Origin of the sequence: Streptococcus henryi DSM 19005, from assembly GCF_000376985.1 — a bacterium.
Taxonomy (GTDB): domain Bacteria; phylum Bacillota; class Bacilli; order Lactobacillales; family Streptococcaceae; genus Streptococcus; species Streptococcus henryi.
On the sequence record NZ_AQYA01000036.1, the window covers coordinates 66,242 to 84,698 of the forward strand.

Sequence of the window (18,457 nt, forward strand, 5' to 3'; positions counted from 1 at the left end):
CTCATTTAAGCCTTGTCTAAGTATGATTTATTTTTGTTTTGGGTGATGTGGCATTCTTGTCGCATAACCATCTTTATTGACCTGACGGCTGCGTCCAATGGCGATTGCATCTTTTTCAACATCTTTTGAAATGGTTGAACCTGCCGCAGTTAAAGAATTATCCCCAAGCGTAACTGGTGCAATAATTGTTGAGTTACTTCCAACAAAAACATTGTTTCCGATAGTTGTAGTGTACTTATTCTGACCATCGTAATTAGCGATGATTGTTCCTGCTCCAAAATTGACATTTGAACCAACACGAGCGTTACCGATATAAGTCAAGTGACCGGCTTTGCTATTTTCCCCAACCGTAGACGATTTAACCTCAACATAATTACCAATGTGAACATCTTTTTCAAGAGTAGAATCCGGTCGGATATGGGCATAAGGACCGATGGTAACCCCATCTTTAACGGTAGACTGCTCAATCATCGAATTTGTCACAACCACACCTTCACCAATAATAGAATCTACAATATAGCTTCCATTAGTAAGAACAGATTCAGCACCAACTTTGGTCTGTCCCTTTAGGGTAACATTAGCTTCCACAACAACTTCAGGAGCAAGTTCAACGTCAATATCAATGTAAGTAGCTTCTGGATTTTGGAAAGTCACCCCATTAACCATGTGTGCTTTGTTGATGCGACGACGCATGACGTTTTCAGCTGTAGCAAGAGCTACACGATCATTAACGCCAAGACTTTCATCAAAATCACGAAGGACAAAGGCACCAACTTTTTCACCAGCTTGACGGAAAATCGAAATAACGTCTGTTAAATAATACTCACCTTGAGCATTGTTAGTGTTAATGTTTTTAAGTGCTTCAAAAAGACGTTTGTTGTCAAAGACATAAGTCCCTGTGTTAATTTCTTTAACCTGTTGTTCAAACTCTGAAGCATCTTTTTGCTCAATAATTTTTACCACTTCTCCATTTTGGTTACGAATAATTCGGCCGTAACCAAATGGATCATCAGCTGTCGCTGTTAAGATAGTGGCAACATTTTTGTGATTAACGTGAAAATCAACAAGATTCCTAAGGCTGTCGCCAGTAATAAGAGGTGTATCTCCAGCGATGACAAGAGTTTGCCCTTCAAGTCCTGCTAACTGTCCTTCAGCCATCATAACAGCATGGCCTGTACCGAGTTGCTCAGTTTGCATGACAAATTCTGATTGCCCATCAAGAACATCTCGAACTAACTCAGCCTTGTGTCCAATGACAGTAACATTCTTAGCTGGTTCAATCGCTCCGACACTGCGAAAGACATGCTCAAGCATAGTAATACCAGAAACTTTGTGAAGAACCTTTGGTAGGTCAGACTTCATACGAGTTCCCTTACCTGCTGCTAAAATAATTGCATAATTTGACATAAGTTTTATTCCTTAAAATATGATTACAGCATAAATCACTGAAATGTGACTTTGCTGACAAACATAACCATTATATCATACTTTTTAATTTGAACGGTGAAATAAGGAAATCATGAAAATAATTGCAGTTACAGTTATCGCACATATTAAGCATATGACAGAAAACATCATTTCTGTCCAGCAAAAGCTATAAACTTCTTTATTTCAATCTCACAAACGTTTCGTATCAGATATAATGTATCATGTGCACCGCGCTCAAAATTGAATCACTATTAAATAGCAAACAATAGTAGAAAATTGCCTATTTCTATCTTATCATTCTTTATTTGAAACACTAATTACACCATTTCGTCACCTGAGAATTATTATATATCAGATAGACTCCACCGCCATATCCAAGACTTCCATAACAGCTCTGCTATGTTCAAGAGCTTGGGCTTGGCGATTCCAATCTTTGCTTGAGATGATATCTTGAAAAGCAACAAATTCATCGTGCATGCGGTGGTTGAGGGTGTTTTGATTGACGACTTCTGTTTCTTGACCATTGAGCGTCATGCTGACCTCAGGCATGGCATTGGTTGGACCAAGTACAGCAATCGAGCCTTTGTTCCCCTGGATAGTTGACTTAATCTCAGCACCGCAATCCTTGGCACCGATAGCGACCGCTTTAAAGTTTCCATAGTCCATGATTAAAATACCTGAAGTATCAACATTGCGTTCTACATTAGCCAGATATTGGACCGTCTTTGGCTTGCCAAAAAGCCCGACAATAAGGTGAATATTATAGATATTAAGATCTCGAAGAGCTCCTCCTCCCATTTCTGGGTTAAAGGCTGGCGCAATTTCTCCATGTTTGAAGGCATCATAGCGTGAAGAATATTGAGAATAATTACATTCTACAATCTTAATATCGCCTAGCTTATCCACATTATCCTTGATATAGGCAAAATTTCCAAGGTATTGGTTGGTAATGGCTTCTAGGAGAAATAGCTTGCGCTGCTCTGCTATTGCCACCAAATCTTCAAACTCGCTTGCCTTCAAGGTAAAGGGCTTTTCACAGATCACATGCTTGCCAGCTAAGAGTGCCTGCTTGGCGTAATCATAATGAAGATGATTAGGCAGACCAACATAGATTGTGTCCACATTTGGATTGTCTAAAATCTCTTGATAGTTGCTTGTGGCCTGATTTAAATCGTAAATCTCGGCCAGTTCACGCGCGGTCTCAATACTTCTTTGTGTTGATAAAATGGCAACCAAATCAATGCCATCAATTTCCTTTAAAACTGGTAAAACTTCCTTGACAATCATACCAGTTCCTAAAAGTGCTAATTTCATGTTTTCTCCTTGTTCAGACGAGTTCTTTAGTTTCCCAAGCAATTTCTTCTAGTTTTTCCATCAGCTGCTCCCAGCGATTTTTATCCCATGAAATACCTGATTTACCAACTTTCCCTATGCATATTTCCCACTTTGGTTCCTCAATTTCATCATAAAATCTCCAAACCAAGCCATCTGTGTAAATTACTTTATGGAATGATTTTATGTGACCTCGAATTTGACTATCAATTTCTTTTTCTTTCTCAAATTTATTTATAAATTTAATTTCAACAGCACCAAGTATATTTTTTTCGATATATTCCGAATCTTTATTTGTTTCAGGCAGTAAAAAATCTGGTTTTAAAACTAAAAAATCTGGAAATCCGCCTGCGCCAAAAAAAGAATCATAGCCTGCATTTCCTTTCAGAGTTCTCCTTCTAGAAGAAACATCTCTAATAGACAATCGGTTAAAATAGTTTTTTCTATTTTTTAAAACTTGCCCAATCGGCTGATACAAATCTACCTCTATACTATTATTCTGTTTAATATTTAATTCAATTTCATATTTATATCGGTCAAATTCTTCTAAAATGTTCATTTCAAACTCCATCCACCGTCAATTTTGACGATTTCCCCCTGCATGGATTGGGCCTTACCTGAGGCTAAAAATCCTGTCAATTCTGCAATTTCTGCCGGCTCAGACCAGCGTCCAATTGGTGTCTCACTGGCAACCCAGTCTGCTAGACCTCCCGGCTCAAAGTCAGCCGCCGTCATAGCTGTCTTAACTGCACCTGGTGCGATACCGAAGACTTGGATACCGTCTTTGGCATAGTCCAATGCCAGCTGGCGCGTAAAGCCAGCTAGGGCATGCTTGGAGCTTGTATAGGCTACTCCGCCCCCGCCAGCAATAAAGCTAGCGATAGAGCACATGTTAATAATAATGCCAGATTGTCTTTTCACCATTTGAGCTAGGTAACGGCGGGTGATCTTGGCTGTCGCGAAAAAATTGACAGCGAATAACTCTTCAAATTCTTGGTCACTTGTCTCTAAGAGAGGCTTATAATCGTCTAGTATTCCAGCGGTGTTGCATAGGATATCCACTTCAGCAATAAAGTCGTAGAGCGCAGCTAAGTCACTGGTCAAATCGACTTGCAAGAAATGGAAGTCACCGGATAAGTCTGGCTTGGCAGACTTATCAACTCCGTAGACAGCGTAGCCTTTTTCCAGAAAAAGACGAGCCTGGGCCAGTCCGATACCGCTTGATACGCCTGTGATGAGGACTTTTTTAGTCATAGACTTGAACCCAGTCTTCAGCTAGGACATCGCAGGGGGTTGGTGCCCACATGGAAAAGCCTTCACCCTCGCCAGTCACATTGATAAGGAAATATGGTGTGGCTTCCAATTTGACGCCATCAACTTCGATAGTATCAAAGAGCTGAACGTAGTTTTCAGCACCTCCCCAACCTGTGCGGACGTATTTTTTCTTAGCCTTGAGTCCAGGCAAAATTTCTTCAAATGTCATGATTTTTCTCCTTGTTTTTAATAACTCTAGTATATCAAAAAACGAGCCCTAGAGCTCGTTTGGTTCTTGATTAATTACCTTTCTTCATCAGTAGGTATGACTGACGATAAAAAGTAACAAGACCAAGGAAAATGACCAACAATGGCAGAATGGTCACAACGAAGACATTACTTAATTGAAAAGCATTCGCTGAAAATCTGATTATACCGCATAGAAAGAAAGCAATCAGCGGTGCAATTAATGTCCCTGTAACTTGGTCTTTTCTACAAAACATAACACCCAATCCGAGGAGAAACACAGCAAGAACTAGACTAATAATCGTAGGTATTATTAGTCTCGGACCAGTTACCCATGTTTCAAGTTTAATTTTTAGAGTAATAAGCGCAATAAAAACTAGGATTAAAGCAAAAACAGATCCGTATTTAATTACTTTATTTTTCAAAAAGCTAAAGGAATAGACACTTCTTTTAAAAATGAAAAAAATAAAGCAAACACCAAGCACACCGAAGAGGATATCGCTCAAATAACCAACTAAGTTCAAAGTAACCAGTCCATGCGAGGCAAAATCACTCCAAAAACGAAAATAACATAAAATACCAACAATTATTCCTAAAAGTTTCGTAAGGCTTAATTTTGTAGCAACATTAGATTCTTTAATCAAGTCGTCCACCATTTGCTTAGGCTCATCCCCAAAATAATCAACAGCAGAAATGCCATCGGCTTCAGCTGCTTTCAGATCCAAAGCTAGTTGAAGAATAAGCTGACGAATAGCTATTTCATCTCTAAAGAAACTTGAAAATATCATGTATTCTTGAATTTTTTCAAAAAAATCTCTATTCTCAGGCTTTAGACTAACAATAACGTCCTCTGTTTGACGATAGTAATTATTAAGAGTATTTTGCATCTGCTCTATCCTCCTCTAAATTTGAAACTTTACTGACTAATCCATGCCATTCTGACCAAAAATCTGTTAGAAAATCCAGTCCTTCTTGCGTGATTTGAAAATACTTACGGGGTGGTCCATCTGGTGATGGTTTCGTGCGCGAAGTAATCAAACCCTTGCGCTCCAATTTTTGCAAAAGCGGATATACAGTTCCTGCAACAATATTGGTAAAACCAGTCTCTTTCAATCGCTGAACTAATTCATAACCGTAAATTTCCTCCCGAGCAATAATGTGTAAGACACAGCCATCCAGTACCCCTTTTAATAATTGCGTCTCTCTCATAACTAACTCCTTTTTTTCATTGCAATCTACACGAAAGTAGTCAAAAACATTCACAAGGCAATATAACCACAAGTCTAACGCCAAATCTGGGAAATAATAAAAACTTCCGATCACTAGTTTGCATTACAAACTACCTTTGTTATTAAGATTATAATACAACTAAGCTAGTTTGTAAAGCATAATAGTTACTATACACTAAATAAATTTGTATTTACATACTCATTAACATTATTATCGCTTCACCTCCAGGCTTGATATCGATTTGGAAAAATAAGATTAACTTTACAAATTTTATCCTTTCTCTTATTTTGACTAGGCATGAAACCAACAATTTAAAATCAATCTGACTATGATACTCATTGAAAGGTATCATACAAGCTAAGCAATGGAAAAAAGCACCCTTTCCTGAGTTGATAGCTCACAAAAGGGTGCCCGAAAGTATTCTAAGAAAAATTATTTAAAAATCACAAGCCATGATAGCTATTATAAACATCCTGACGATTAAGTCCGTATTCTTTAGCTACTTTTTTGATGGCTTGATTTGGTTTATTGCCTTGTTCAACTAATTATTTGACTAAACTTCGGAGATTTTAAAACTTAAACGGCATCACCACCTCGTTCTCCTGTCCGAATACGAACAACTTCTTCAATCGGAAGAATAAAAATTTTACCATCTCCAACTTCACCTGTACGAACAGCTTTGCAGATGATATCCACAATTTCATCAACCGCCACATCATGTGTCACAATTTCAACTTTTACTTTCGCAAGCAAAGTTGGCACAATCTTTTGACCACGAACATATTCTGCAAAACCGCGTTGGTTTCCATAACCAAGCACTTGACTGACTGTCATTCCCTTGGTAAATCCTGCTTTAGACAAGGCATCTTTGAGATCTTCCAAACGGTCTGAACGGATAATCGCCTCTATTTTTTTCATAATACACTCTCTTTCTAAACGTTTCTATTTAGCTCAGATTTCTAACTATCCTTTTATTATGAATCAAGCCCCATAAATGCTGGGTAAGCTGTTTCTTCATGCTCACTATCATCAAGACCAATAGCTTCCGCACGATCCTCAACACGAATACTTGTGAAGATTGAAATCACTTTAATAATAACAAAAGTTGCTACCGCTGACCAAACAATTGTAAAAATGATAGCTGCTATAGTTACTAGGAATAAATGCGCATTACCATAGATTAAGCCGATATTATTTCCGTCAAGAGCGAGTTCTGGTGTAGTGAAAAGTCCTGTTATCAAACCACCAAAGATCCCTCCGATACCATGACAACCAAAGGCATCTAAAGCATCATCATAACCGAATTTACTCTTAAGAACTGAAATCGCAAAATAACAAACTGGGCTAACGCAAAGACCGATGAGAAGAGAGCTCCAAGTTGAAACAAAACCTGCTCCTGGCGTGATAGCGACAAGCCCTGCTACCAATCCTGTTGAAGCACCAACAAGTGAGAATTTTCCAGTTAACACTTTTTCAACAATCAACCAAGACAACATTGCTGCTGCTGCTGAAATGTGTGTTGTAACAAAGGCATGGACTGCAAGCCCGTCTGCTGCAAGGGCAGAACCAGCATTGAATCCAAACCAACCAAACCAGAGAAGACCTGCACCAAGGAAAACAAATGGTACGTTATGCGGACGGTATTCTAAACGGTTATAATCTCGACGTTTTCCAAGTACCAATGCCAAAACCAAACCTGAAACCCCAGATGTAATATGAACGACATCACCACCAGCAAAGTCAATTGTTCCCCATTGAGCCAAAAGTCCTTCATCCCAGACCATATGAGCAAATGGGAAATAAACCAAGAGAAGCCAGAAAATGATGAAAATAATCAAAGGTGTAAAACGCATACGTCCTGCTGCCGCTCCTGTTAAAATGGCAACTGTAATGATTGGAAACATCATTTGGAATGCTGCGAATAACGCATCAGGAATTTCTAAACCACGTGTGCTAGCCGTTTCGCTAACACCATTGAAAAAGAGATGCGAGAAATTACCAATTAGGCTTCCATCACCACCAAATGAAAGGGAATACCCACAAATCATCCACATTACTGAAGCAACAGCAATCGGAATCACACACATCATCATTGTATTAATGACATTTTTGCGTCTCCCTAAACCACCATAGAAGAATGCTAAACCTGGTGTCATCAAAAAGACTAGGCTAGCACAGATAATCATAAAAGCTATACTTCCTGCATCCATATCAAAAACTCCTTTTATATTTTAAGACTTTAAACCTTAAAGTCAATTTTCTAAAATACTACAACAAGCGTTGTAAGATTTTATGTTAGATAATGTAACATTATTTTTTGGTGAAGTAAAGTGTTTTTTGGTAATTTTTCTAAATTTTCTGTATTTATTACATAAAACGTTAGCCATTTTCGTCATTTAAAAACACTTCTCTTCCGTTGATAATACTGATTTTATCAATTATATAACTTAACATAGAAATGTTAACTAAGTCGCTGTTTTCAATATAACTATTAACGTTATGTTTTCTTACATAAATTGTAAATCTAAGTAAAAAAGCTTTGAAGACAAAAAAACACCAATGATAATTCCATAATCATCGGTGGTTGTCTCAACTGATTAATAATCTTTAAAGTTGATGATAAGCATTGTAAACTTCTTGGCGGTTTAAACCATAAGTTTTAGCTATTTTTTTAATGGCTTGATTTGGTTTATTGCCTTGTTCAACTAATTTTTTGACTAAACTTGCAAGGTCTAATTCATCTAAATCTTGCACTTGTTCTTGACCATCAAAACCAGAAACGATGATTAAACATTCACCTTTTAAAGGATTCTCAGCCAAGTAGGATAAAAGATCAGATATGCTACCACGTTGATATTCTTCATACAATTTGGTTAATTCTCTGACAAGGACGACTTGACGGTCGCCATAGACATCTTGCATGTTTTCAAGTGTATCTGTCACACGGTATGGTGATTCATAGAAAATCTGTGTTTCAGGATAGTTCTTCTTATTTTCGAAGAAATCCTTCTGTTGGCCAGACTTACGTGGCAAAAAGCCATAAAATATATGAGGTTGTGGTGCAAGTCCGCTGGCTATTAAGCCGGTAATTCCTGCAGAAGCTCCTGGGATAGCAACGACAGGAATGTTTTCTGCGATAGCTGCTTTGACTAAATCATGTCCTGGATCAGAAATTGATGGCATCCCAGCATCTGATACCTGCGCTAGCGATTTTCCAGAAGTCAAAAGGCTTAATAAATCTGGTATTTTTTCATAAGCATTATGCTCATGGAAGGCGATCTGCTTGGTTGAAATATCAAAATGTTTGAGTAATAGACCTGTGTTTCGGGTGTCTTCAGCACAGATAAAATCAACATCTTTAAGAACTTGTACAGCTCGGAAAGTCATATCCTGCAAATTACCAATTGGTGTCGGTACCAAATACAGCGTTCCAAAATCTGTTTGACCTTTAAAACTTTTTTGAACTTGCATGACTCCTACTCTCTATACAATAATCCCATACAGAACACGCATTCCTCATCATTTTCACGGCGCTGTCCATAAAATGAGTTGCAGACATGGAATCCATCTAGATAGATGTTTTCCAAGTGCTCTTTCCCTTGATTAAGCGATTTAGATACTGTTTCGTGTTCCAATTGACTAAGACGTTCTCTTAGTTTAGTATTTTCAATCCTCAAACTGGTATTTTCTTCCAACAAGTTCTGGGCTTGTTTTTTCATGGCTTCAATGTCAGCCAGAGTCACCATTAGGTTTTGTGAAAAGCCATCAAAGGCATCGAACAAATCTTTTTTATCCATTGACACTGACCTCCTCTATAGCATAGGTTAATAAAGTGTGGTTATCTTCAACACGAACTTTAACCGTCTCAGTAAAGACATCAATTCCATCGACAATTCCAGGACCATTTTGCGTTAAAACAGGTGTTCCTAGATCTGGAAATTTTGCTTTTGTTTCGCGATAAAAGTCATCTTCAAAACTTAAACAGCACATAAGGCGACCACAGACACCCGTAGACTTACCTGAATTTAAAGATAGACTTTGGTTTTTAAGCATTTTTATTGAAACAGGCGGGAATTCTCCCAAAAAACTAGAACAGCAAAGAGCCCTGCCGCAAGGACCTAAACCACCATATATTTTACTTTCTTCACGAGAATTAATTTGTCGCAATTCAATTCGTGTTTTAAAGTAAGCGGCCAGATCTTTTAGAAGCTGACGGAAATCCACTCGTTCTTCTGATACGAATGTAATTAAGACATAACTGCGTTCTAGCGGAAAAACAATGTCTACAAGTTTCATCTTCAGTTGATTCTGCTCGATTAGCTTTTCAACTTCTGAAATTGAGTCTTCAGCCAAATGAATATTTTGGTGATATGCCTTTATATCCATTGCGGTTGCTTTACGAAAAACGTTGTCTAGCTCCGCTGGCAATTTCTTATCTTCGACCTCATCATTTTCAATAACAACTTGAGCCATATGGCTTCCTTTTTTATTTTTGATGACAAGTAAATCATCTTTTTTGTATTTTTTATCAGCCAGCACGTATGTTAACTGCCCTAATTCTTCATACTTTACACCGATTACTTCTGTCATGAGATCACCATATATTCTAGTGCATTTTGAAAGCTCACATTGCTAGACCACATCCGGCGAGCTTCAAATAATTTCTTCAAATAATTTACTTTACTTTTAGCATCACTCTCTTTGTTCAAAAGAAGAGTTAGAAAATGGAAGGCCAGCTCTTGTTCACTCTTATCTACTGCAATCTGACTTAGTCGTGCGACCTCTAGATAAACCTGAACTTGATTAGTCATTAATGCCTTGATAAAAATTTGACAAGACTGCAAAAGCTCAAGCACTTTTTTATTAAGTAAAAGTTCCTGCAGATGCTTTTCATCTTTTGCTACCTGAGCATAGATTTGTGCATTAGTTTTTAGAAAACCTGCTTTCTCTGCAACACCTGTCAAATAGTCAAGATTTTTGGGAAAACGAAAAATCTGCGTACGACTTTTAATCGTTGGTAAAACCTTATTCTCATCACTAGTCAGAAGAAACATGTAAGAATCACTTTGTGGCTCTTCTATAAACTTCAAAAGACTATTTGCAGCATTCACATGCATTTTTTCACAATCGCGAATAATGAAAACTTGGGCTTTGCCTTCAAAACCCGAACTCGAAAAGTCACGCATCATCTCTTTGACTGTATCTGTCTTGATAACTTGTCCGCTTGGTTCCAAGAGTTTAACATCTGAAAACTCATTGTTTTGGATTAAATGACATGCTCGACAGTTACCACATGGCAGCTTATCTTTCAGATTTTCACAAAAACGACTTTGTGCAAGATAAAGAGCCATATCTAAGCTGGCAAAATCACCTGAAAAAAGATAAGCATGATTAAGGCGGTCAGCTTGGAGAACTGCTTTGAATTCTTCAAATAGTTTTGGCTGTAATTGATCTAATGCTGTCATTGTTAAGCTTCAGCCTCTAAAGATTTCAATATTTCGACAGCGGCACTTGCGACCACTGCATCTAAATTTTGAGAAGCATCAATAGTCACAATTCGATCAGTTTCCTGCTCAGCCAATTCAAGATAACCTTGACGGACTCGCTGGTGCATATCTAGTTTCTCTAGATCAAGGCGATTGATTTCTCGCTCTGCATTTTTTGCGATACGGGCAAGACCAGTCTCTGAGTCTACGTCAAAGTAGAGAGTTAGGTCTGGTTTCCGACTATCAGTAGCGAAATCATTCAACCAAGAAATAACCTCTGTATCCAGTCCACGTCCAGCTCCTTGATATGCAACCGAACTATCTATAAAACGATCAATTAGGACAACTTTCCCTTCCGATAAAGCAGGCAATACTTTCTCAACATAATGTTGGCGTCTCGCTGCCATATAGAGTAAGAGTTCGGTTTTATCATCCATACTCGTGTGATTAACATCAAGAATAACGTCACGAATCTTCTCAGCAATTTCAACACCGCCTGGTTCACGAGTTGTGATGATATTTCTATCTGTTTTTTCTCTCAAGAGAGGTAACAAATGTTCTAAGACAGTTGTTTTCCCAGCACCATCTGGTCCTTCGAATGAGATGATAAGTCCTTTTTTCATGTTCAATCCTTTTTAATTTAATACTTCTATTTTATCAAATTTTATGCAAAAAAGACACCGTCAAAAACAGGAGACGGTGTAAAATTATATCCTTAATTTCTTATTTTAATCTAAAGATTTAGCAAAAGTTTTTTCAATCGCTTTGACATTAATACCTTGTTCAACAAGTTTTGTCTTCAACATGTCAATATCAGCATGCCCATCGATTTGTACCTCGATAGCTACTTTTCCTGTTTTTCGTGTTGCGATTACTGTACGTTTGATATTTAAGTTTTCTTCAGAAATAGTATCAACTACTTTAGCCAAAATTCCTACAGTATCATCTGTTAAGATTTCAACACGAACACCTTCTTCACCATATCCTGCAACCTCTAAAAAGGCTTTAAAAACATCTTTATCCGTGATAATTCCATAAACCTGTTCATTATCCACAACCGGAAGAACACCAACGTGATGTTTCATCATAAGATAAATTGCATCTTCCAAACGAGCGTACTGTGAAACTGTGACAACGTTTTTAATCATGACATCACGAATTTTTGTTTTATTAAGCAAGTAATTCATTTCATAAATTGAGAGACTTGTGGCTTTTGATGGACTAGCTTCAGCCATAGTCCCTTCAGTTACAAGACCAACAAGTTTGTCATTTTCAATAACTGGCAAACGTCGCAAGCCTTGGTCACGCATCATATCTGCTGCATGGGCAACTGTTGTATCAGGGGAAACGTAGACTACCTTTTTAGTCATAAAATCTTTTACTGGCATCGCAAACTCCTCCAAATGTTTTCTAAGGTAATTATACCACAATTTGGAAACGATTTCGCTGATAAATTGAAAATCTAATGAAAGTTCTAATTTTCAAAAAGTTTAATCTAAAAATAGCAAGCCTAGGTCTCTGACAATTAAATTCAAACAATCTCTACATCAACTTTTTTTAGAAATAGCAGAGCAGATGATAGTCTTCTATCTCCCTAACTCAATCATCCTTTCAATAGATTTCTTAGCCCCCTTAATAACATCATCTGTTAAGTTAATTTCCTCTCCAGAACGTCCCAAAAGACATTGATAGACATCTGCCAGAGTGGTCATTTTCATATTATGACAGACACACTCCCGTGAAAGAAGATAAAATTGTTTATCAGGACATTCAAATTGTAAATGTTGCACAATACTGCTCTCGGTTCCAATGATAAATTCTTTTTCAGAACTATCCTTAGCATAAGCCATAATTTCTGTTGTACTTCCAGCAAAATCAGCTAAGTCTGTTACCTCTCCGAGACACTCAGGATGGACTAAAAGTTTAGCGTTTGGGTGGTCCTTTCTAGCTGCCTCAACATCACGCTTACGAATTCGCATATGTGTTGGACAGCCTCCTCTAAAGAATACAAACTCTTTATCAGGACATTGTTGAGCAACCCATTCACCTAGATTTTTATCAGGAACAAATAATATTTTGTCATTTTGAATATTGTTAATGATTCGAACTGCTGAAGATGAGGTTACACAAACATCTACTGCAGTTTTCAAAGATGACGTTGTATTGATGTAAGCAACTATAGTATGTTTAGGATACTTATCTTTTAACCAGGTAATCATTTTCTGATCAATCTGCTCAGCCATAGGACAGCCAGCTAAAGGATTAGCCAAAATAGAGCGTTTTTGAGGAGAGAGAACTTTTACTGTTTCTGCCATGAAACGTACTCCGCACATTATTACAGTATCCTGAGGGACGCTGGCAGCATATTGACTAAGAGCAAACGAATCACCAACAAAATCAGCGACCTCCCAGATATCATGACTTTGGTAGGCATGAGCTAAAATGCACACACCTTTTTCTTTCTTTAAAGCTATTATCTTATCTTGTAATTCCCTAGTATTCATTGTGTTCTCCTCATTAATTTATTGATACCATTATAATGACGAGATGAATAAGTGTCAAGGTTTTTTGTCAGGTGTCTTGTCACCTGTTTTGTTTTGTGATAGAATGTTGCTTAATTAATGATTAATTAATAAGGATTTCTATTTATCTTTAAAGTTTAATTTTGATAATGAAGACTATCGTTTAAGCCGAATTATGGAAAGGAATTTGTATCAGTCATGACTTTATTTACTAATCCTACTTTAATAACTGATATCTTAATTGTTGGAAGTGGGTGTTCTGGTTTATTTGCTGCCTTAAACCTCCCCAAGGATCTGAATATTACAATTATTTCTAAAGATAAACTTGAAAAAAGTAATTCTTTTCTTGCACAAGGAGGAATTTGCAGGCTAAAAATGCCTGATGATTATCATTCATTTTTTGAAGATACTTTAAAAGCCGGTCACTATGAAAATAATCCTCAAGCGGTCGATATTATGATAAAATCCTCTCCAGAAATTATTAACGATTTGGTAAATTTTGGTGTCAGCTTCCAAAAAAATAAACAAGGTGAACTTCTTTATACAAAGGAGGGGGCTCATTCAACCAACCGAATTCTCTTTCACAAGGATATTACAGGTAAAGAAATTACCAGTCATCTCCTTAAACAAGCAAAAGAGCAAAGCAACATCCATTTTTTTGAAGACACTTGCCTATTAGACCTGTTAACCAAAGATAAGTCTTGTTTTGGAGCGATTGTCCGTCTAAACGAGGATAAAATAGTGAAGATTCTTGCGGAAAAAACTATTCTAGCAACTGGCGGAATTGGTGGGCTCTATGAAAAAAGTACAAATGTCAGACATCTAACCGGTGATGCTATTGCTATTGCCATAAAACACAAAATAGAACTTAAGGATTTGTCTTATATTCAAATTCATCCAACAACTTTTTATCACAAGGATGGCGACGATTCCTGCTTCCTTATTTCAGAATCCGTTCGTGGTGAAGGTGCTAAACTTTATGATAAAAACATGCAGCCATTTGTAAATGAATTACTTCCACGGGATATCGTCACACAAGCTATCTTAAAACAAATGGCTATTGATCAAACTGAATTTGTTTGGGAAGATCTCCGTCCTATTCCTAAGAAGGAGCTCCAAGAACATTTCCCAACTATAGTTAACCATTGTCTAAAAATGGGCTATAATCCTTATGAAGAATGTATCCCTGTCGTTCCTGCACAGCATTATTTTATGGGAGGTATAAAAGTTAACCTCAACAGCCAAACATCCATGTCCAATCTTTATGCCGTCGGTGAAACAGCATGCAATGGTGTTCATGGAAAAAATCGTCTGGCTAGTAATTCTTTATTAGAAAGCTTAGTTTTTGCTAAAAGAGCTGCACAGCATATTAAGAAAAGCTTCTCTAAAACAAATGAGTTTCCAAGATGCTTTGACGACAATGATATTAATTTCTATTCCAATAAAAGTGAGCTTGAAAAATATTACAGAGACCTTGTCTTATCAAAAATCGAAGAAGATAAATTACGAAAAGAAAGAACCCCTATTAACATTAGCATTAAATCAAAAAATCACCTTAAAACTAGTATTTGAAAGAGGCAATAATGTTTGATTCGACCACATTAAAACTAAATGCAGATCCACTTATTTTAAGTGCACTCGCCGAAGACATCTCAAATGAAGATATCAGCACCCATAGTGTTATTAAAAAAACTACACTTGGAACAGTTGATTTAATTAGTAAAGAAAATGGCATTATTTGTGGACTGACTATTTTTCAAAGAGTCTTTCAATTACTAGATGATACCATTAAGTTCCGTTTTGATGTTCAGGATGGTGATTGGGTTCAAGCTGGACAAAAGCTGGGCAGTATCACAGGCGATATCAGAGTACTCCTTTCTGGTGAACGAACTGCACTAAATTATCTTCAGCACATGAGTGGAATTGCGACATACACAAATGAATTCGTGAGCATTTTAAAAGACAGTGGCATAACTCTACTAGATTCACGCAAAACCACTCCAAATAATCGTATTTTTGAGAAATACGCTGTCAAAATCGGTGGGGCACAGAACCATCGTTACAATCTTTCCGACGGTATTTTACTCAAAGATAATCATATCGGTGCAGCTGGGAGTATTAAAAAAGCAGTTCAATCCAGCCGTTCCTATATTGGCCATCTTAAAAAAATTGAAGTTGAAGTGGAAAACATTCAAATGGTAAAAGAAGCTCTAGAAGCTCAGGCAGATATTATTATGCTTGATAATATGAATATCGATCTCATTAAAGAAGCTATTTCAATCATCGATAAAAAGGCAGAAATTGAAATTTCAGGCAATATTAGAAAAGAAAACATCCACTTATATCAGAACCTTGACGTTCAATACATCTCTAGTGGAGCACTGACTCACTCTGCTGATATACTAGATCTTTCATTAAAAAATCTACACCCAATTGAAGAAGCATAAGAATTTCATTTTAATCCGACAAAAAAACCGACAAAATGCCGGTTTTTAAACTTTATGAAATTAGTTGTTCGAATTCAAATTAATTAACCACCAAGATAAGCTTTACGAACTTCTTCTGAAGCCAACAACTCCTGACCAGTACCTGATAAGACAATCTTACCAGTTTCAAGTACATAACCTCTGTCAGCAATTGAAAGAGCTTTATTTGCATTTTGCTCAATCAAAAGAACAGTTGTCCCTTGTTTTTGAATATCCTGAACAATATCAAAGATTTCTTGAATGAAAATCGGTGCCAATCCCATTGATGGTTCATCAAGTAAAAGTAACTTAGGCTTACTCATTAGAGCACGTCCCATAGCAAGCATCTGTTGTTCACCACCAGAGAGTGTGGCTGCATCTTGATTTTTACGCTCTTCTAAACGAGGAAAGCGAGCAAAGATTTTTTTCAAGTTAGCCTTATTTTCTTCCTTGTTTTTATTCAAGAAAGCTCCCATTTCAAGGTTTTCCATAACAGTTAATCCCGGGAAGACATGGCGCCCTTCTGGTACTTGGGCAAGACCATCTGCCACAATTTTACGTGCGGGTACTTTTTGAATTTTATTTCCTAAATAAGAAATGCTTCCACTACTTGGACGTACTAAACCTGAAATAGTTCGAAGAATAGAAGTTTTACCAGCACCGTTGGCTCCGATTAAGGTAACAACCTCCCCTTCATTAACTTCAAAACTAACATCTTTTACTGCTTCAATCGCACCATAGCTAACTGAGAGATTTTTGACTTCTAACATTGCCATTATGCATCACCCCCTAGATAAGCTTCAATAACGCGTTGGTTTGTCTTAATTTCGTCAGGCGTTCCGTGCGCAATTAAACGGCCATATTCCAAAACGTAGATACGTTCTGTTACTTCCATAACTAGACTCATATCGTGTTCAATTAGAATGATTGTGATGCCAAATTCCTCTTTAATTTGACGAATCAAAGCTGTTAATTCAGCTGTTTCCTGTGGATTCATGCCTGCAGCAGGTTCATCAAGGAAAAGAATTTTAGGCTCTGTTGCTAAGGCACGAACAATTTCCAAACGGCGTTGTTGTCCATATGGAAGATTTTTAGCCAATGTGTCAGCTTCACCTTCTAAATTGAAAATTGCCAACAATTCCATTGCTTTCTTGCGTAGCGCATCTTCACTTTGATAATACTTTGGAAGACGTAGCAAACTTGAGAAAATATGTGGTTTGTGCTGATTGCCCATTCCAACTAAAACATTATCCAAAACAGTCATGTTTTTGAACAAGCGAATATTTTGGAAAGTACGTGATAGACCTAGTGAAGCAATTTTATCTGGCTTTTTCCCGTTTAAAACAATACCATCTAAAGTTACAGTACCTTCACTTGGAACATACACACCAGTTAAAAGGTTGAAAAGTGTTGTTTTTCCGGCACCATTCGGACCGATTAGCCCCACCAATTCTCCCTCATTTAACTCTAAAGTGACATCACCAACGGCAGTCAAACCACCGAAGTTCTTTGTCAAATTTTTCACATCAAGAAGTGCCATTATTTGCCCTCCTTAGCTTTTTTTGAAAATAATTTTGAAAGCATCAACTCTTTTGTACCTAGTAATCCGCCTGGACGGAAAACCATCACAAGAATAAGAGCTAATGAGTAAATAATCATGCGAAGCTCAGAAACACTTTGCAAATACATGTTCAAAATACCAAGAACGATTGCAGCTACGATTGTTCCAGTCATTGATCCCAAACCACCAAGTACAGCGATAATTAAGTAATCAATTGAACGCATGATTGTGAAATCTTTAGGAACAACTGTTCCGATATAACCAACATAAAGTGAACCAGCAATACTTGCTGTCATTGCAGCAAATGCAAAAGTCATTACTTTAATTTTAGTAGTGTTAACTCCCATTGATTCAGCTGCAATTTCATCTTCACGAACCGAGATGACTTGACGTCCGACAGATGAACGTAAGAAATTGAGCATTAAAATAGCAATGATGACCACAAAGGCGAATACTAATTGCCAGCTTGTATAAGGAAGGATACCTGTTAAACCAGCCGCACCATTTGTAAAATCACCGCCATTGACGATGGCAATACGAATAATTTCAGCTACCCCAAGAGTAGCAATTGCAAGGTAATCCCCCTTCAAACGAAGAGTAGGAAAACCAACGATAACCGCTACAAGACCTGCTACCAGCATACCAACAAGCATTGACAAGTAGAAGCCTGCATAGGTAGGATTAGATTTAGTTAGAATAGCCGTTGCATAGGCGCCAATGGCCATGAAACCTGCTTGACCCAATGGAAATTGCCCTGAGAAACCTAAAACTAGATTAGTTCCCATTGCCATAATCATTGAAATACCAATACCCATTAAAATTTGTAAATGGTAAAGACGGATAACACCCGCACTAACCAAGACTGTGAGAGAAAGGTAAACAATTGCAATCAAAGCAAGCCAAGATAAAATTGATTTTAGATTCTTTTTCATG

At 37.3% G+C, this 18,457-nt stretch carries 21 protein-coding genes and 1 pseudogene; 2 read left to right on the forward strand and 20 right to left on the reverse strand.

Features of this window, described 5'->3' with window-relative positions:
* Positions 1–27: 27 nt before the first annotated feature.
* From glmU to nadA, 17 genes and pseudogenes are all read right to left on the reverse strand, one after another.
* On the reverse strand, positions 28–1,407 hold the full coding sequence (glmU, locus tag F601_RS0109110; RefSeq protein WP_018165374.1) for a bifunctional UDP-N-acetylglucosamine diphosphorylase/glucosamine-1-phosphate N-acetyltransferase GlmU: 1,380 nt from the start codon (positions 1,405–1,407) through the stop codon (positions 28–30).
* Between the two features lie 372 nt (positions 1,408–1,779).
* Positions 1,780–2,742, reverse strand: a complete 963-nt coding sequence (locus tag F601_RS0109115; protein ID WP_018165375.1) for a Gfo/Idh/MocA family protein — start codon at positions 2,740–2,742, stop codon at positions 1,780–1,782.
* A gap of 13 nt (positions 2,743–2,755) precedes the next feature.
* Entirely contained in the window at positions 2,756–3,319 is a 564-nt protein-coding gene (locus tag F601_RS0109120; RefSeq protein ID WP_018165376.1) for a hypothetical protein, read from the reverse strand.
* A complete protein-coding gene (locus tag F601_RS0109125) occupies positions 3,316–4,014 on the reverse strand; it encodes a 3-oxoacyl-ACP reductase (protein ID WP_018165377.1) in 699 nt (232 codons plus the stop codon). The genes F601_RS0109120 and F601_RS0109125 overlap by 4 nt, the downstream gene beginning before the upstream one ends.
* Positions 4,007–4,243, reverse strand: coding sequence for a DUF2829 domain-containing protein (locus F601_RS0109130; RefSeq protein WP_018165378.1), 237 nt, complete (start codon positions 4,241–4,243; stop codon positions 4,007–4,009). Before F601_RS0109130 ends, F601_RS0109125 begins: the two co-directional genes overlap by 8 nt.
* A gap of 70 nt (positions 4,244–4,313) precedes the next feature.
* The gene (locus F601_RS0109135; RefSeq protein WP_018165379.1) at positions 4,314–5,147 is read right to left on the reverse strand and encodes a hypothetical protein; all 834 of its coding nucleotides are present in this window, start codon (positions 5,145–5,147) and stop codon (positions 4,314–4,316) included.
* Complete coding sequence (locus F601_RS0109140; protein ID WP_018165380.1) at positions 5,131–5,469, reverse strand: PadR family transcriptional regulator; 339 nt, start codon at positions 5,467–5,469, stop codon at positions 5,131–5,133. Before F601_RS0109140 ends, F601_RS0109135 begins: the two co-directional genes overlap by 17 nt.
* Before the next feature lie 464 nt (positions 5,470–5,933).
* A pseudogene (locus F601_RS13535) lies at positions 5,934–6,035 on the reverse strand (16S rRNA (cytidine(1402)-2'-O)-methyltransferase); the annotation flags it as partial.
* Positions 6,036–6,066: 31 nt separating this feature from the next.
* Positions 6,067–6,408 carry a P-II family nitrogen regulator gene (locus F601_RS0109150; RefSeq protein ID WP_018165382.1) on the reverse strand — a complete coding sequence of 114 codons (342 nt, stop codon included), beginning with the start codon at positions 6,406–6,408 and terminating at the stop codon, positions 6,067–6,069.
* 56 nt (positions 6,409–6,464) lie between these two features.
* Complete coding sequence (locus F601_RS0109155; protein WP_018165383.1) at positions 6,465–7,700, reverse strand: ammonium transporter; 1,236 nt, start codon at positions 7,698–7,700, stop codon at positions 6,465–6,467.
* A gap of 397 nt (positions 7,701–8,097) precedes the next feature.
* Positions 8,098–8,961 carry a 16S rRNA (cytidine(1402)-2'-O)-methyltransferase gene (gene rsmI / locus F601_RS0109160; RefSeq protein WP_018165384.1) on the reverse strand — a complete coding sequence of 288 codons (864 nt, stop codon included), beginning with the start codon at positions 8,959–8,961 and terminating at the stop codon, positions 8,098–8,100.
* A gap of 5 nt (positions 8,962–8,966) precedes the next feature.
* Positions 8,967–9,287: a DNA replication initiation control protein YabA gene (gene yabA / locus F601_RS0109165; RefSeq protein ID WP_018165385.1), complete on the reverse strand. Its 321-nt coding sequence runs from the start codon at positions 9,285–9,287 to the stop codon at positions 8,967–8,969.
* Positions 9,280–10,080 (reverse strand): regulatory iron-sulfur-containing complex subunit RicT, encoded by an 801-nt coding sequence (gene ricT, locus F601_RS0109170; protein ID WP_018165386.1) that lies wholly within the window; start codon positions 10,078–10,080, stop codon positions 9,280–9,282. The genes yabA and ricT overlap by 8 nt, the downstream gene beginning before the upstream one ends.
* Positions 10,077–10,955, reverse strand: coding sequence for a DNA polymerase III subunit delta' (locus F601_RS0109175; RefSeq protein ID WP_018165387.1), 879 nt, complete (start codon positions 10,953–10,955; stop codon positions 10,077–10,079). The genes ricT and F601_RS0109175 overlap by 4 nt, the downstream gene beginning before the upstream one ends.
* A 2-nt stretch (positions 10,956–10,957) precedes the next feature.
* Positions 10,958–11,599 (reverse strand): dTMP kinase, encoded by a 642-nt coding sequence (gene tmk, locus F601_RS0109180; protein WP_018165388.1) that lies wholly within the window; start codon positions 11,597–11,599, stop codon positions 10,958–10,960.
* A gap of 105 nt (positions 11,600–11,704) precedes the next feature.
* Positions 11,705–12,364: a CBS domain-containing protein gene (locus F601_RS0109185; protein ID WP_018165389.1), complete on the reverse strand. Its 660-nt coding sequence runs from the start codon at positions 12,362–12,364 to the stop codon at positions 11,705–11,707.
* Positions 12,365–12,562: 198 nt separating this feature from the next.
* The gene (gene nadA / locus F601_RS0109190) at positions 12,563–13,480 is read right to left on the reverse strand and encodes a quinolinate synthase NadA (protein WP_018165390.1); all 918 of its coding nucleotides are present in this window, start codon (positions 13,478–13,480) and stop codon (positions 12,563–12,565) included.
* A gap of 216 nt (positions 13,481–13,696) precedes the next feature.
* Between nadA and F601_RS0109195 the strand changes: the two genes are divergently transcribed.
* The gene (locus tag F601_RS0109195; RefSeq protein WP_018165391.1) at positions 13,697–15,070 is read left to right on the forward strand and encodes an L-aspartate oxidase; all 1,374 of its coding nucleotides are present in this window, start codon (positions 13,697–13,699) and stop codon (positions 15,068–15,070) included.
* An 11-nt stretch (positions 15,071–15,081) separates the two neighbouring features.
* Complete coding sequence (gene nadC, locus F601_RS0109200) at positions 15,082–15,945, forward strand: carboxylating nicotinate-nucleotide diphosphorylase (RefSeq protein WP_018165392.1); 864 nt, start codon at positions 15,082–15,084, stop codon at positions 15,943–15,945.
* Between the two features lie 83 nt (positions 15,946–16,028).
* Here nadC and F601_RS0109205 read toward each other — a convergent pair whose 3' ends face one another.
* The 3 genes from F601_RS0109205 to F601_RS0109215 are packed head-to-tail and all read right to left on the reverse strand — an operon-like array spanning position 16,029 to position 18,456.
* Positions 16,029–16,739: an ABC transporter ATP-binding protein gene (locus F601_RS0109205; RefSeq protein WP_018165393.1), complete on the reverse strand. Its 711-nt coding sequence runs from the start codon at positions 16,737–16,739 to the stop codon at positions 16,029–16,031.
* Positions 16,739–17,503 carry an ABC transporter ATP-binding protein gene (locus F601_RS0109210; RefSeq protein WP_018165394.1) on the reverse strand — a complete coding sequence of 255 codons (765 nt, stop codon included), beginning with the start codon at positions 17,501–17,503 and terminating at the stop codon, positions 16,739–16,741. The genes F601_RS0109205 and F601_RS0109210 overlap by 1 nt, the downstream gene beginning before the upstream one ends.
* On the reverse strand, positions 17,503–18,456 hold the full coding sequence (locus F601_RS0109215) for a branched-chain amino acid ABC transporter permease (RefSeq protein ID WP_018165395.1): 954 nt from the start codon (positions 18,454–18,456) through the stop codon (positions 17,503–17,505). The genes F601_RS0109210 and F601_RS0109215 overlap by 1 nt, the downstream gene beginning before the upstream one ends.
* Between the last annotated feature and the right edge of the window lies 1 nt (position 18,457).